This window comes from Vibrio sinaloensis DSM 21326 (assembly GCF_000189275.1).
In the GTDB taxonomy this organism is placed as follows: domain Bacteria; phylum Pseudomonadota; class Gammaproteobacteria; order Enterobacterales; family Vibrionaceae; genus Vibrio; species Vibrio sinaloensis.
Genome location: NZ_AEVT01000073.1, coordinates 19073 through 33975, shown reverse-complemented (window position 1 = coordinate 33975; position 14903 = coordinate 19073). Strand labels below are relative to the sequence as shown.

Sequence of the window (14903 nt, the reverse complement as noted above, 5' to 3'; positions counted from 1 at the left end):
AAAAATACATAACATGTACTAATTCATAAACTACGTTTCTTAACTGCGGTTCTGACTACCGCTAGCCTACGTTGCTGCTGTAACGAGAGGTTGTATTCCTCAATTCGAACTAAGTTTCTTTTGATTCTGTTGAGCTGTCGTTGCTCCTGCTTGAAGTCGCCTTCTAGTTTGGCTTTCGTCCACTTGTCACTCTGTGTTTGGATCTGCTTAATCAGTTTTTCTATCTCGAGAGTTTCTAACGAGTTCTGATGTTGGTACTGCCAAGTGCTGAGTCTGCGCCCTCGTTGTTTTTCAACTACTTCATATAGTCGATGATCCATGTTGGCATGCTTTAACGTCGCGAGGCTAAAAGCTTGTTTGATGACTTTGGTAGCCTTCTTCTTTTGAAGTTCTTTTAATACGCGGCTGCCAACGACTTTGCCAATAATCAGATGGACATGATCACCACTGCCTCTGTTACCGTCTTGCTTCTGCTGATGTAGCACAGCTCTAATCTGCTTTTGAAAGGCTTTGAGTTCTTCTGTGTTTAGATCGCATAGTTTAGCTAATGCAATACAGCAATCTTTTACAATTAACCGCCACTGATGAGTCGAGGGACGATATCCTTTTGGAAGGGTAAGGCAGTACTCCATTGCATAGCTTGTTAGAGGTCTACCTCCTGTGCGGCTAGTTACTTGCATTAATCGAAATGCCTCACCCGCAAGCGCTATTTTTCTTGTCGTGGCTTCGTTACCGAAAATTGAAATTAGCCGTTCTGAATTTCGATGGTTAGTGTGGCGCTTATCCTTTAAATAGCGCTCGCGGTGGGAGACACCTAGTGAAGAGTTTTTGACAGGCTTGGTTATAACGCTCCAGTTTTTTAGCATGAGTAGTGTTTTAAAAAAGGATATTAAAAATATCCTTTTTTTCCAAACAAACATGCAGACTGTTTTGATTATTAAGTAGTGTCCAGATAGGACTATCGCTACGCTTGTAGTAGTCCACTGGCAAGAAGGGGAGCCCTTCTTGACTACCCTTAAGAGCTAAGCCTAGCCGATTTGTTAACACCTTATTACGTATCATTAAGATTCGTTTCTTCTATAGGGATAGGAACTAGGCGCACAGAGGAAATCGAAGGTCTGCCTTTAGTTCCAATAGATCGGTTTGAAGTTTCCAGTTTGTATTTTATGCCAACCACCTGAGCTATTTCTTCAAGAGCGGGTTTAACACCTTTGTTAATCAGTTGGTTAGGCCTTTTACGGAAAGAGTCTGGTAAGTCGCCCAGAAGCGACATGAACTCATGTATGTCAAAGGCTTTTGAATGTTTTGCGTTCATGTATCCTCCGTTGTTATGGTAGTAGTTAACTAACTTCAAGAGCCTTAAGCTAAGTTTTAGTTTTAATCGTCGGGCTAGCTCTACGCTATACATTTTGAAACCATGAACGCCTATTACATAAGGGACAAAGTCTGCATTAATAACAAACTTAATGTACCCATTGCCTTTTTCAATGCTTTCAAAAGGTTTTACAGTTATTGTCGACGGCTTAGGCTTTACTAGTCCTTTAGATTGGGTTTGCTCATGTTCAAATTGGAATTCTTCAATATCCCCCGGAAAGAACTTTTCCCAAAGTGTTATTTCTTTTTCCTCTAGTTTGTCTATCTCTTTAAGTCTAGATATCTTTCCGCCCAAACCTAGGTATTCACATACTATATTGTTGGGTATGAAAACACTTCTATAATCGCTATGACGATAAATTTCTCTAATCATCTTAAAAGTGACTGAACATTCAGATAACGACGATTCTCCATTGTCGCTTACTTGAAATACCTCTTCATCATAGAGAGGGGATAGGTGCAGTTGAGATATCACGATATCAAATAGCCTTTGTTCTTGAGAAGTGTAATGGTGTATCGCAAAAGCTAACTCGTTTGAATAGGTTACTTTGCTAGAGTCAATATTGGTCGAAAGATGACCTATAGGCATGTGTGGGGATTCTGTCGTGAATATTGGATGGTATTTCGTCATTAACTTTAGTCCAGATAGCTTGGGTAAGAAATATTTTTATGGATACGTCCGAGTTATTGCAATGTAGATCTGCGGGAAAATGCGCGGTAATTAAGGGGATTTGGTTATTGACAAGTCGAATTTCTACCAGTAACGCCTTATGGGCAGAAATTCTCTAAAATAAGGCAACACGTGACTTTAATCGGGCAATATGTGTTTTATCTTGGCAGAAAAATGACTTTAATCAGGCAGTTTTTCTCTAAAATAATTACGAAACTAACGTATATAATTGAATTGAAAGTATATTTTTTTGGTTTTGATTACTAAAGAGTTTTTAAGAGAAAATTAAGAGTATCAAGTGAATTTGACCCAACCCAAAGACAGGTCTTTTGGGAGGCGGATTATTAGATTTGTTTCTTATGCTTCTATCTTTCCTATATTATATGTTCAGTCTTTGTTCGTCGCTGCGCTCTCATATTTTGTTATTCTCGGTTCTGTTTGTATGATTTTTAGACACTTAAAATACCTTCAATAAGAGTGTTTTGATGAATGGTAAATGCATTACTTTAGTAACTGAATGAAACTGAAGCACTAATTTTCGTCAAGATAGCTGTCAACATAATTCACCTGATTTACCATAGGAAAAGTGTAAATTATTTATCTTGCGATGCTTGTTTTTGGTGAATATTATTTTCTCAAGAGTTAAGTATTTATATGTAAAGGTTTTGCTTTGAGAGAGTCTAGAATGTCATTTAGGACGTCAGTTAAGAATTATTTTGATTCTGAAGAGTTTTCTAAACTTGCTAAGTCTACGGTTCGTGGCTATAAAGATGCAGCAAAAATACTCCTTCGTCATTTCTCAACGATGAAGATAAAAGATATAACAGAGGATGATCTTAACTACTTCTTAAAGTTTTATATGAATGAAGCAACGCCTTCAGGAAGAGATGGCTATTCAAAAGGAACTAGGAAAAATGTAAGGTCTGTCTTCAAGCAAGTATATGACTATCACGTTGAAAAAAAACTGATTAAGCGCAAGATAGATTTTTCAGCTATTGCAATTAAATTCGGAACTGAAAGGGTGCCTCGAATTCCTTACAGTGTAAAAACGATTGAGTTATTGAGAGACTCTACGGAAGGCACGCACGATGAGTGGGTATTTGATCTTTTAGAGCTAGGCACTTTAACTGGAATGAGGGTGCAGGAGTTATTAGGTTTGACTGCCTCGGATGTTACGAAAGATAAGGAAGGTAAATATTTGCTGACGATTGAACGAGCTGTCGTTGATCATGAAATTAAATCGACTAAAAACAATCATTCTAATAGAAAGATAGTACTTTCAAAAAAAGCCGAAGGCATCGTGAGAAGACACTTAGAAAACAGACAAGTTTTAAAGCTCTCTAGCAATGCCCTTATGGAAAACGGGAAGCGTGCATTGTTTATCAATTACAAGAAGAAGCAACCATGGATGAGTTCAGTTGTTTACTATAGAGAACTAGAGAAGCTTTTTAGCAATGCTGGCCTAAAGGCAAAATATAAAGGACTGCATCCAGCTAGACATACTTTTGTTACAAATGCTATGAACGTAGGAATGTCGGATGATGAGATTAGTGGTTACATCGGGCATTCAAATACTGAAACGATGAAGAAGCACTACATGTACAATTCATTAATCGAGCACGGCCGACATTCATCAAGCTTCCTCGACCGTCTGTAATTCAAGCACCCAAAAGGGTGCTTTTTTTGTCGCGGAAGAAACGTTTGCCAAGTGTCACGATTTAGTGATACGTTTGAGGCTCAATTTGCCACTTTCTGTCTTTTGGTTTTTTATCTAAGGTATTGTAAATTAAAGTGAAATTGTAGTAGTTTGTGATGTGTTACGCGGGTTCGATTCCCGCAGTACGCTCCAATCTTTCCTTGATATTCCTAAAGATTTCCTTCTTAGCTAATTAATCCAGTTCATCAGATACGTTTAAGTGTCACGAATTCTCATTGAATCTGCACGACTCAAAGCCCATGCGCTTATCTCATTCTTCTGTTACACACTTTCCCTTTAACGATCCTAAGCTTCCCAAATTGGCGAAATTTCATTGGTTCAGAGTCACCATTTTGATATCAGTTCATGTAGGTGCTATTTCCGATAAGCCGTTGTTAATCAATTGAAGAACTCTTAAAAACATCGCATTATGGTGTTTATAAATCATACGATGTTCGAGCGATGATTTGCCAAGCGCCTAATCCTGTTAAGGAGGTGTTCAATTCCCTAGACAGGTAACAGTCGAACAATGCTAAGGAGTGGCTATGTCGAAATTGTTGGTGTACTTAACCGCGTTATTCTTTTTGCTCTATGGGGCGATGTTTATCGTTGCACCACATGAAATGGCAAACTTGGTGACTGAATCTAGCCCTAGCTTCGGCTCTGCGATGATTGATTTTAGAGCGACTTATGGAGGCGCGCAGTTTGCGATTGGTGCAGCCTTACTGTTTATAGTTAAATGGAAAAGAGACCTAGCGCTAGCGTTGATACTGGTTGCGATAACACTTTTGTCGATGGCTGTTGGTCGATTATTTGGTCTCTTAGTCGATGGTGATGGGAATACGCTAATGTATCTCTATTTTGTTGCAGAAGTGGTGTTTGGTGTTCTGGCGCTCCATTTCGCCAAACTTGAATTGGCAGCCAATGCTTAATTAGCTGCCCCTGATGAGTGAAGAGTCGATGGCGATACACTAAAATCTCAGCGGTTAATCGCTAGGTAAGTCCCTGCTGCGATCATAATTCCGCCTGCTCCTTGGTTAAGCCTTTTATGCGCCTCGGGAGTTTTAAGTAGTTTAACCATTCTTCCCGCGCCCAGTGCAATGAGCATCAGTCCGGCCATAAGAGCAATTGCTGCCAGTAGTGACACTATCGCTATATCTTGACTCTGCAAAACGGTTAGGTCGATAAAAGTCGGTAGAAAAGAGATGTAAAATAGAATCACTTTTGGGTTTGATGCGGAGATCAAAAAGCCTTGGGTAAAACTGGCTAACGCGGCACTCTTTCTCTGTTCTTGTGTTTCTGCCTGAATGGATTCTTTTACGTGAGGCAGCGCTTTAAACATCTTATAGCCGAGATAGATAAGGTAAGCCGCACCGACGTAACGAATGACAACAAACACTTCTGACCAGTTTTCGGCAATGGTCGCCAAGCCAAAACACGCAAAAATTAAGTAAATAAGATCGCTACCTACCATCCCAAGCGCCAGCATGAAGCACTTTTTAGGACCCTCTACCATGGCGCGCGCAAGAATAGCGAATACACCTGGCCCAGGAGTTATGCCAAAGATAAACATGGCTATGAAAAAAGTGATCGCTCCCTCAAGTGACATCGGTAATTCCCTTATTCATACATTTATTGATTGAATATAACACAGAAACTTAACATTCAAACAGGAGCGTACGATGAGGAAAACGGGCGTATGTTCACTTTCATGTTCAACATACTAACGGAGTCGAAAGTGGTGGCAAAGTCGAAGGTAAATCCTATGAAAACCAAATGAATTGAATTAAGGTGACTAGCAATATTAAGGCAACAGCGTGCGAATCAATGAAGTTTTATCCTGCTGATGAATACCAAGCATCTTGTGAAGCCTTGTTTGAGCGCTATCGTCACAAGATTAGGGGGTTATTGCCTTTAGCGAGAGTTGAGCATATAGGGGCTTCATCTATTCCGGGGGCGATATCTAAAGGGGATGTCGATATATTTGTCGGAGTTAGCAAAAATGAGCTTGAAGATGTCGTGGTTAGATTGATGAGTTTAGGCTTCATCGAAAAACGCGATACTCTGCGAACACCCGAGCTGTGCATGCTTGAATCTCAGTCCGATGAAGACGTTGCCTTGCAAGTTGTGGCAAACCATTCAGAATTTGAATGTTTTTTAAGTTTTCGTGATCGACTCAGAAAGGACGCTTCTCTTGTTGAACGCTACAATGCGCTTAAGCTGTCATGCGTAGGTTGGCATGAAGACGACTATCGCCGCAAAAAATCCTTATTCATTGAATCTGTTTTGGCGAGATCAGAGTAAAATGAACGATCGCCAAAACCAATTACCCACACGGCAGCAAAGCGCCACTTTAGCGTTGTTTGACTTTGACGGTACCATCACCACACAAGACACTTACACCAAATTTCTGTTCTACACGACGCCTAAGTTACGACTCGTTATTGGTTTTGTGCTTGTTTGGCCTGTTGTGCTGCTATACAAGCTTGGTTATTTGCCCGCATGTCGCACTAGGCCCGTACTTTCTCGAGTAGCATTTTGGAGGCGTAAAGTAGCACGGGTGGATCATAGTGCCGAGCAATACGTGCGGGATTACTTGCCTTCTGTGATTCGCCCCGAGATGCAAGCTAAGATCCTTTGGCATCAAGCAAATGGCGACGAAGTTTACGTTGTTTCCGCTTCGCTTAGTCCCTATCTGACGGTGTGGTGCAAGCAGCAAGGTATACGGTTAATCTGCAGTGAATTGGAAACGAAGGCCGATCGTTACACCGGACTATATGTTAACGGAGATTGCAGCAAAGGCCGTAAAGTGAGCTTTTTAAAACGACAAGTGACCTTAGCCAATTATCAAAAGATTTATGCCTATGGTGATACTGATGAAGATTTGGCTATGTTATCGATTGCAGACGTGAAGTTTTTTCGAGGCGAATCGATGACTTCAGAGTCGCGCTAAGCCGTAATTTGCAAGATGTACGAGACAACGCTATTGATTTGTTTCAGTTACTCACGATTGATAGGGCACCATCAGTTTAGGTTTCTGATATGATTAGCAAATAGTTAATACTTTAAATACAAAACTACCATGAATAACTTACTGCTTGAGAGCTTTTATTTTCTTCGCAGCCACAGCGCTAACTTGTTTCGCATACTAGGTCCGTTTTTTATCGTTATGGCAATCATTGCCGCATACGTGAGTACGACGGCACAAGACAACGACGTTGCGTTTGTTTTTTACTTGGCTATCTTTTCTGCTGGTCAAGCGTATTACATGTGCCGATTAATAAAATACATGGCGGCCGTGGTCACCAACAACCAACCCGATCTGTCAGTATCTTTGGCAGAGTGGGGAAGATTGTTTGTCGTGCACCTTATTTATGGTGTTGTGGTGGTGATCGGAATTATGGCTCTCATTCTACCGGGCATTTACTTCTCTGCTCGATATGGTTTTGCTGAGTTTGAAGCTGTGCTTAATAAACGGGCTCCAATGGAAGCCATGAGCAGCAGTTGGAAGCAAACTAAACAATACATGACTCCTTTGATCATGGGCTTGTTGGTGATTGCTGGTGGCGGGCTTATGGTGGATCTCTTGCTAACCAGCGGTGAAGAAACCAATTTCGCATTGACCTACAGTCGCTACTTCCTTGCGGAAATTATCTCTTCCTTGGTACTGGTAATGATGTCGGTGTTCTATTTTAGGGTCTACGTTTCCAGTCTAGATTTTAGTGGTTCCGACTCGAAAACTGCTGAAGACTCAGAACATTAATCCAATGAGCCCTCGCGCACTGTGTGAGGGCTCATGTCCCTCTCGACACCACTAACTCTCCCTATGCTGTGTTCTGTTGCTTATCTTGAGTGGCTATCAGTCAATGAGACGCGACACGTGCTGACATAAAGCTTCAAAAACTCATCCAAAAGTTTATTTTCTTTCATTACATATATTTAACATTAACTACTAAACCGCTATAGTTAGGAGGTCATAGGATTAGGAGTTATTAGGATGAAACTCTCGATATCAGGGAAGTTACAGTTCAGTTTTCTGTCACTTGCAGTACTTTTTATCGTTGCGTCACTTTTTATTTATCGAAGCGTTAATACCGTCGAACAGCATACCGCGTCATTGCTGGAGTCGGACCTGCCAACTGTCGATACTGGCCGCAGTATTCAGCAATCACTGCAAGCAACAGTTTCTACTCTGCGCGCCTATATGTTGTTGGGTGCCGACGAAACGGTGGGAGAGCAGCAAAGTTCAGCGCTTCAAGCTCGAATTGTTCAATTGGATGAATCGTTGCCTAAGCTTGAGTCTTTACTCGCCGAAGACGATTACCAGCAAATTTTGCAAGAGTGGCAGTCAGTAAAGAGTTCGGTATTGGAGATCTCCCAACTGAGTCACTCAGATGAAAACCTACCTGCTCACTCGCTGTTTTTAAATGAAGCTGCTCCGATCGCTGAAGTTGCTTTGGACCAAATACAAGGGCTTATTAACGATGAAGCGGGCAACAAAGAGGGCGGAGAACGAAAGCGCATATTCCGCTTGTATGCAGACAGCTATACCTCTTTGGCGAATGCATTGGCGTCGATGCGAGATTTCCTCCAGTACGGAAAACAAGAGCATTTAGATAAGTACCATGATTTCTTAAAAGCGCATGATAAGTTCGTTGCTGAAATCGAAGATAAGAAGTCATTGTTGTCGAGCAGTGATCAAGGCTTGTGGGAACTGTTTAAAGAAATGCAGCAGCTCTACTTACCGTTGGCGGAACAAGTGATTGAGCAGAGACGTGCGCCAAGTTGGAATGCTGCCAATCAGAAAATGTCAGCGGAACTTATCCCAGCGGTTGAACGGCTTAATGAGACGTTAGAAGTGTTGATCAGCCAGCAGCAACTTCAAGCGGATGAAAGTGGTCAAGGCATATTCAGCTCTGTGTCTACGGTTATTTCCCTGTTATTTGGATCGGCTATCGTCATTGTGATTGTTTCCATTACCGTCGCAACATACATGGGCAACAATATAGGCCGACGAGTGTCCGTGGTCTCGAAGCGAGCTCAATCCATTGCTGCTGGAGATATCTCGCAAGCCAAATTGGAAGTGGAGGGCAGTGATGAATTAGCCAGCTTGACCGAATCCATCAATAAGATGAGTGACGCGTTATCAAATATTGTCCGTGGTGTGAGTGATAAAGCTCAAGCGGTGAGCCAAAGCATGACCTCGTTGCAAGAAGCAAATAGCAACACGGCGGTTCAAGTCGATCAGCAAATGAGCATGATTAACTTAGTTAGTGACCAAGTTTCCGATGTCAGCCTCTCTGCGGAAGAGACTGCTAACCAAGCGAAGCGCTCAGCTAACTCATTGTCAGAATCAAAGAGCCAAATAGAAGTCGGCTCACGAGCCTTGGAACAAAACAAACAGACAGTGACAAGCTTGCATCAAACCATCGGTAAAGCGAGTGATCAAGTCTCTGAACTCAGCAAAGAAAGTGAAGCGATCGGGCGCGTAACGGAAGTGATTGAAGGACTGGCTGAACAAACGAATCTACTGGCGTTAAATGCAGCGATTGAAGCAGCACGGGCGGGTGAATATGGTCGTGGGTTTGCAGTGGTTGCAGACGAAGTGCGCTTATTGGCGACACGAACAACCGAATCCACAACGGAGATTAATAACATCGTTAATGCAATTCAGTCTTCAACGGCAGGAGTGGTTAGTGAGATTGATAAGAGTAAAGTGTTGGCGGAAGATGGCGCCGCACACACGGAGCAAGCATACGGTACTTTAAGTGCGACGACTGAACAGATAGAGTTGCTTAATGAGCAAATGAAAGAGTTGCTCCATGCAGCGGAGATGCAGTCTAATGCGACCCAAGAGATTCATACTTTGATGTCGCAGGTAAACGATTCTGTCGAAGGCGTGGCAGAAATCGCTAACTCATCTAACCAAGTTTCGGAGCAAGTTCGAGCTGATGTAGAAGCGCTTAATGAGGAGATGTCGCAATTTAAAACGCGTTAAAGATATGACTTCGCTGAGCCGAATTCGATTAAATTTTGATCGAGTTCGGCTTTTTTGATCCAGTTGATTTCATCAAGAAGAAAGAATGCTTTTGCCATGAATTAAGTCACATATTTGCTGTGGTTATTAGGGCATGCTAGCAGTACTTACCGCGAGCAAGGAGCGTTTATGTATAGAGTCATCCGCAAAATGACATGGAAGACGGCTTGGCGGTAAACCCGCCCAAACTCCAATGCAGTTCGTGACCCTTAAGGGTTCCAATACCACGTTAATTTGCTAGGAGGCTCTATGCCTATCAATAAGATTCGCAACATCGCATTTGTTGGCCAGACTGGTGTCGGCAAAACGACCTTAATAGAAAAGCTATTGTTTACTTGCCAAGAAACTCCTCACTTAGGTTGTGTTGAAAAGGGAGACACTGTTACCGACTTTGACCCTCAATCTATTCAATACCAGCACAGTATAGAAGCGACACCTGTGTCACTGAGCTGGAGAAATCATCGTCTCAATATCATCGACACACCGGGACAAAACGAACTTCTCGGCCGCACTTTAAGTATCTTTCCAGCAGTAGAAACAAGTGCGCTAATTATTGACCCTCAAACCCCTATCAATCAAACCTCCGAACGCTTATATCATTTCGCTAAAGAGCAGAAAAAGTGCCAAATGATCATCATCAACAAGTTCGACTGTTCAGCGAGCCAACTTGCTGAAACGATGGCGCAGATCACTCAATACTTTGGTGAGCACTGTCTACCTATTAACTTGCCTTCAGCTGATAGCCAAAAGGTGGTTGATTGCTTTTTTGATCCCCAGTTTGATGAAGTCACCATGCTAGGTGATGTCGCTACCAGCCATGAATGTTTGATTGATCAGGTGATCGAAGTCGACGAAGATTTAATGGAGCTTTACTTAGAGCAAGGGTCTGAATTGAGCGCGGAGCAATTGCACGATCCGTTTGAAGAAGCATTGCGTACCGGGCACGTGATTCCGATTTGCTTTGTGTCTGCGCACACGGGAGCGGGCGTGGAGTTACTGTTGCAAACACTGGCTGAAATCATGCCGATGCCAAATGAAGGAAACCCGCCGCTACTAGTAAAACAAGGTAAGCAGGTCAGAGTGAACTGTGAAACACTGGAACACAGTGTCGCGCATGTTTATAAAATCAACGTTGATCCCTACCTTGGTAAGCTCGCTTATATTCGGGTCTTCCAAGGCGAGCTAACTTCTGGATCCCAGTTATACATCGGTGAAGGAAACAAGCCTTTTAAAGTGGGGCACTTGTACCAACTTCAAGGTAAAGATCGGCACGAGATTAACAAAGCGCTTGCTGGGGATTTGTGCGTGTTAGCTAAAGTCGATGATTTGGAGTTTGATGCGATTGTGTATGACTCTCACGATGAAGATGGTGTGAGTCTAACCACCTTGCATCTTCCAGACTCGATGTATTCCTTATGTTTAAAGCCAACCAAACGCGGTGACGAGCAAAAACTGACAGATGTGCTTAACAAAATCGCCAGTGAGGACCCATCATTACGCATTGAGCACAGAGTTAGAACCAACGAAACCATTATCAGCGGACAAGGTGAGTTTCATCTAAAAGTCGCTTTGGAGAAAATGGCTTCCGTCTATAAGCTCGAGGTAGAAACACATCAACCTAGCGTTGAATATTTTGAGACCATAACCAAGCCCGCGGAAGGTCACTACCGTCACAAAAAACAGAGCGGCGGTGCAGGGCAGTTTGGTGAGGTTAAGCTGTCTGTCAAACCTCGTGAACGCGGCGCCGGCTTTAGCTTTGTCAATAAAGTTGTTGGCGGTGCAATTCCGACTGCTTTGATCCCAGCGGTTGAAAAAGGGATACGTCAAGCCCTTGAAGAAGGCGCTATTTCTGGCAATCCGATTAAAGATATCGAAGTCACCGTGTTTGATGGTAAGCACCACGCTGTTGACTCTAAGGAGATAGCATTCTTGATCGCAGGTAAGAAGGCACTTTTAGACGCGGTATTAAAAGCTGATCCTATTGTACTGGAGCCAATTGTTCAGATGGAGTTGACGATTCCTACTGCAAATGTAGGGGACGTGTCAGGCGACTTATCGGCGAATCGTGGTTTAATTCAAGGCGCAGATTCTGCAGGGCATCAGCTAAGTTTATTAAGAGCGAAATCTCCGATAAATGAGCTGCAAGACTATGCTCGTAGGCTAAGAGCGCTAACCGGCGGTGAGGGAAGCTTCAGTATGACACTGAGTCATTACGAGCCAGCGCCGAGTGCAGTGCAAGATAAGGTGTGTAAAGAAGCCTCTAGCGCGTAAATGCAACCAAGGTACATGGCAATAAACTAAGGCGCATTGAGCGCCTTAGTTTTTATCGGGTTTATTCTGCCGGTCTCCAGCTCAGAGCACTTGCGATAGCGCCTATCGCTAACACATCTTTTTGCTGTTCATTTAAGCTAGGAAGCCATTGAACGGTTAAAATTCCGTTGGTCTGCACGGCTGCCACTTCTTGCCCAGCATTGATAAAACGATAGCCAAGTGCCGTTTCTAATGGCAACAAAAGCCCTGGCCCGGTATGGACAGTCTCAACATCGTACTTCACCGGGCCTAAACTGATATGGCCTGTTTCTTTGTCTTCAGTACTAAAATCAATGACTTTACTGTCGCGTTGCATACTGTATTGGCCAACAATTTGACCGTTGTTTTCGATTTCGCAGCGATAAGGCTGATTGCCTCCCAGTTCGAGCACTCCAAGGTTTACTGAGGTGCCTCCGCCTGAGCAGTTCAGCAACCATGTTTCACCGCTTTCAATGTTAGAAATCTCTGCGACCATGTTTCCATCTTTTGTCGACACGGTGTCGAACCAAGTGGAGCTGGATGCATCGCGAGAGTATTTTCCTCGGTAAGTGTTACCTAACGTGAAGTCACCTTCTGCACCAAAGCCCCAGAAGTCACCGTCGGTTTTTATCAACATTTCTGGTTGAGCCTGAACGGCTTCAGATTTGTCCATGATGGCGAGTGTTCCGCACGCTGAAAGGCTTAATGCCGAAATGATGATTGCGAGTTGTTTTTTCATAATAAGTACCGTTTGTTACCGCTTTAACCGCGTTTAAATACGAGGTTATTGAGTTAGGTCTAGTGTCTGATCTGTAAAGCGAATCGCTTCAATGTTTAGCAGCTCATCATTTCCTGTTGATGGACAGCTAATCAAGGTGCCATGTTTGGATTTTGCCACCGCACATTCTGCAAGGGCATTGTCGACTAAATAAGTATCTACGCCTTCTTTGCCGTCAATTAGGTTATCGGAGATATTGCCTTTCAATGTGTTGTTCTGTGCGTTTGCGACCAAATTGATCGCCTTATCTCCAATTAACTGAGCATTGACTAGCCATTGTGATTTGTAGGTGTAGCCTTCTTGAGCGTTTGAATCATCACGATTCATCTTAAATGTGGGGGTAACATTCTGAGCGGCAAACTCGTTTTGGTAGAATGCTTCGACACCCTCGGAATCAATTCGGGCAGTGTATTGCAAGTGATCATGGAACAACTCCGAGATCCATCGCTTTGCTTGCGGATCTTGACTGTCCATTTGCTCTCTCGTTAATGCTTGATAACCATCTAAACCATGGCCATTATGCTGTGCAACTCCCATGTAAGCTTCAAACGCAGCGGCAAAGTATTCATGAGAGTATGACGTGCCAACATCAGGGTTAAAATCATCCCCCAGCCAATCTTGCCAGCTATCGTCAGTGGGCTGCCAGACTGCGGGTTGACCTGCTTTATGGGCGTTGTAAAGACTCAGGGCTCGCGCATCGATATCGGCTTGCAGTTGTTTCAATTTTGCGTCTGAATTAGGGGCGATACCTTGCGCTTGTACAAGGTGCAGTATTTCCTCAAAGGCTGCATCGCGGTCCGCATGCTCTCCTAGATCAGCGCAATAATCCGCATAGTTGCTCATGTAATGGCAATCACCTTCGATTGAAAGCTCACGGTACATCAGGGACTGACTGTTGAGTAACCACTGTGGCGTGTCGTTACTTTGGATAATTCCTTCTATTAAGCTCGAAATGACCGCGTCGAAATCGTCTTCACTCTGCTGGTTTCCATACTCCATTAGCGACTCGATGAATGCCTTTTCGCTAGTAAAAATAAGCCCTTCAAGCGTGCTGGCTTCAGATGCCTTCACCCAGTTTTCTAGCTCTCCTTGAACAACCGCTTGTTTAACAAATAGTTGAGTCATTAGCAGTTGGTTTTGGGTGTCATCCGCAGTCAGCATAAGAGTCGCATTGCGCTGAGCCATACTGTTAACAATTGAGGCTTTGTCATCGCCGTAGAGGGTATCAGGCGAGTTGGTTAGTAGATGTTGCAAGATCATAGCTGCACGACGAATCTTTTCTCCGTTCACGCCATCATCTGTCGCGATGATATGAATGGCATCATTGGAAGAGTTAATGGCGGAGCGCACGCGATTCGCAGCGGGTGTGATTTTTACGTATTTCGAAATACCAGATACGGCAAACTGTTCGGGTATTTCATCAGTCATGCTCACTGAAGCGATCGGTGCGTTATTGAGTACAGGCAATGTCGTAGAGTTTTGACGATGATTGGTCGATGTGGTTGGTTTTTTGTTTGAATCATCGCTGTTATTCCCACATCCGACGAGTAGGGAAGTACAGATGGCGATAACAAGTGAAGACTTTAGATACATGGGATTAGTTTCCTGTCAGCTCAAATGAGTAAGAAATGGATTGAATCATACCGTCTGGCAGCGTAGTCATGAGGTACCTTAGCTACTGATTTTTTCTGAATGATATCGGCTTGGATAATGGGTTTTAAGTAAGCAACTATGCGCTCATGCAGGGGCCGTTCAGCTGTGTAAGCAAACAAAAAGCAAGCGTTACATTTCGGTTACAGGAAAACACCGAGAATGGCCCGAATATCGTGCGAAATTTCGACCTTTGTTCAGAGAACAAGCCTAATTTGCGTGAATTTAGGGAACGCCATTCCTAGGTGGCTTTGAATGTAAGCGTATGTAAGCATTTGTCTATTATCAGCGGTAGTGGTAGCCGCGCGTATTCGTTCCATAAATGCAGTGCTGGAGCGTGAGAATAATGCTACAAGCGCACCGAACGGGATGAATCTGAAGGTTATACGCATTGGCTTGTAAGGAATTT

At 43.3% G+C, this 14903-nt stretch carries 12 protein-coding genes; 7 read left to right on the top strand and 5 right to left on the bottom strand.

Annotated features, from left to right (window positions below; all coding sequences use genetic code 11):
* Positions 1–23 precede the first annotated feature (23 nt).
* Entirely contained in the window at positions 24–920 is an 897-nt protein-coding gene (locus RH45_RS13005; RefSeq protein ID WP_008077859.1) for a hypothetical protein, read from the bottom strand.
* A gap of 131 nt (positions 921–1051) precedes the next feature.
* Complete coding sequence (locus RH45_RS12995) at positions 1052–2005, bottom strand: RepB family plasmid replication initiator protein (RefSeq protein WP_081467674.1); 954 nt, start codon at positions 2003–2005, stop codon at positions 1052–1054.
* A 724-nt stretch (positions 2006–2729) separates the two neighbouring features.
* On the opposite strand from RH45_RS12995, the gene RH45_RS12990 reads away from it, so the two are divergent.
* Positions 2730–3701: a tyrosine-type recombinase/integrase gene (locus tag RH45_RS12990; RefSeq protein ID WP_008077856.1), complete on the top strand. Its 972-nt coding sequence runs from the start codon at positions 2730–2732 to the stop codon at positions 3699–3701.
* A 584-nt stretch (positions 3702–4285) separates the two neighbouring features.
* Complete coding sequence (locus RH45_RS12985) at positions 4286–4672, top strand: DUF4345 domain-containing protein (protein ID WP_008077855.1); 387 nt, start codon at positions 4286–4288, stop codon at positions 4670–4672.
* Positions 4673–4719: 47 nt separating this feature from the next.
* On the opposite strand, the gene RH45_RS12980 is transcribed toward RH45_RS12985, so the two are convergent.
* Positions 4720–5349, bottom strand: coding sequence for a LysE family translocator (locus RH45_RS12980; RefSeq protein ID WP_008077854.1), 630 nt, complete (start codon positions 5347–5349; stop codon positions 4720–4722).
* 218 nt (positions 5350–5567) lie between these two features.
* Here RH45_RS12980 and RH45_RS12975 point away from each other — a divergent pair, with 218 nt between their 5' ends.
* The 5 genes from RH45_RS12975 to fusA all read left to right on the top strand — a co-directional run bounded on the left by RH45_RS12975 (position 5568) and on the right by fusA (position 12048).
* Positions 5568–6044, top strand: a complete 477-nt coding sequence (locus RH45_RS12975; RefSeq protein WP_008077853.1) for a GrpB family protein — start codon at positions 5568–5570, stop codon at positions 6042–6044.
* Position 6045: 1 nt separating this feature from the next.
* Entirely contained in the window at positions 6046–6693 is a 648-nt protein-coding gene (locus RH45_RS12970; protein ID WP_008077852.1) for an HAD-IB family phosphatase, read from the top strand.
* Between the two features lie 129 nt (positions 6694–6822).
* Positions 6823–7503, top strand: coding sequence for a hypothetical protein (locus RH45_RS12965; RefSeq protein WP_008077851.1), 681 nt, complete (start codon positions 6823–6825; stop codon positions 7501–7503).
* 234 nt (positions 7504–7737) lie between these two features.
* Positions 7738–9738: a HAMP domain-containing methyl-accepting chemotaxis protein gene (locus RH45_RS12960; protein WP_008077849.1), complete on the top strand. Its 2001-nt coding sequence runs from the start codon at positions 7738–7740 to the stop codon at positions 9736–9738.
* A gap of 288 nt (positions 9739–10026) precedes the next feature.
* Positions 10027–12048 (top strand): elongation factor G, encoded by a 2022-nt coding sequence (gene fusA / locus RH45_RS12955; protein ID WP_008077845.1) that lies wholly within the window; start codon positions 10027–10029, stop codon positions 12046–12048.
* A gap of 61 nt (positions 12049–12109) precedes the next feature.
* Here the strand turns inward: fusA and RH45_RS12950 are convergent, their stop codons facing one another.
* Complete coding sequence (locus RH45_RS12950; RefSeq protein WP_008077842.1) at positions 12110–12805, bottom strand: VV20781 family protein; 696 nt, start codon at positions 12803–12805, stop codon at positions 12110–12112.
* A 45-nt stretch (positions 12806–12850) separates the two neighbouring features.
* The gene (locus RH45_RS12945) at positions 12851–14437 is read right to left on the bottom strand and encodes a hypothetical protein (RefSeq protein ID WP_008077841.1); all 1587 of its coding nucleotides are present in this window, start codon (positions 14435–14437) and stop codon (positions 12851–12853) included.
* Positions 14438–14903 lie beyond the last annotated feature (466 nt).

Coding starts and splice junctions, on each gene's coding strand:
- fusA (WP_008077845.1), top strand. CDS start 10,027: ATGCCTATCAATAAGATTCGCAACATCGCATTTGTTGGCCAGACTGGT.
- RH45_RS12970 (WP_008077852.1), top strand. CDS start 6,046: ATGAACGATCGCCAAAACCAATTACCCACACGGCAGCAAAGCGCCACT.
- RH45_RS12980 (WP_008077854.1), bottom strand. CDS start 5,349: ATGTCACTTGAGGGAGCGATCACTTTTTTCATAGCCATGTTTATCTTT.
- RH45_RS13005 (WP_008077859.1), bottom strand. CDS start 920: ATGTTTGTTTGGAAAAAAAGGATATTTTTAATATCCTTTTTTAAAACA.
- RH45_RS12950 (WP_008077842.1), bottom strand. CDS start 12,805: ATGAAAAAACAACTCGCAATCATCATTTCGGCATTAAGCCTTTCAGCG.
- RH45_RS12995 (WP_081467674.1), bottom strand. CDS start 2,005: ATGACGAAATACCATCCAATATTCACGACAGAATCCCCACACATGCCT.
- RH45_RS12960 (WP_008077849.1), top strand. CDS start 7,738: ATGAAACTCTCGATATCAGGGAAGTTACAGTTCAGTTTTCTGTCACTT.
- RH45_RS12945 (WP_008077841.1), bottom strand. CDS start 14,437: ATGTATCTAAAGTCTTCACTTGTTATCGCCATCTGTACTTCCCTACTC.
- RH45_RS12985 (WP_008077855.1), top strand. CDS start 4,286: ATGTCGAAATTGTTGGTGTACTTAACCGCGTTATTCTTTTTGCTCTAT.
- RH45_RS12975 (WP_008077853.1), top strand. CDS start 5,568: ATGAAGTTTTATCCTGCTGATGAATACCAAGCATCTTGTGAAGCCTTG.
- RH45_RS12965 (WP_008077851.1), top strand. CDS start 6,823: ATGAATAACTTACTGCTTGAGAGCTTTTATTTTCTTCGCAGCCACAGC.
- RH45_RS12990 (WP_008077856.1), top strand. CDS start 2,730: ATGTCATTTAGGACGTCAGTTAAGAATTATTTTGATTCTGAAGAGTTT.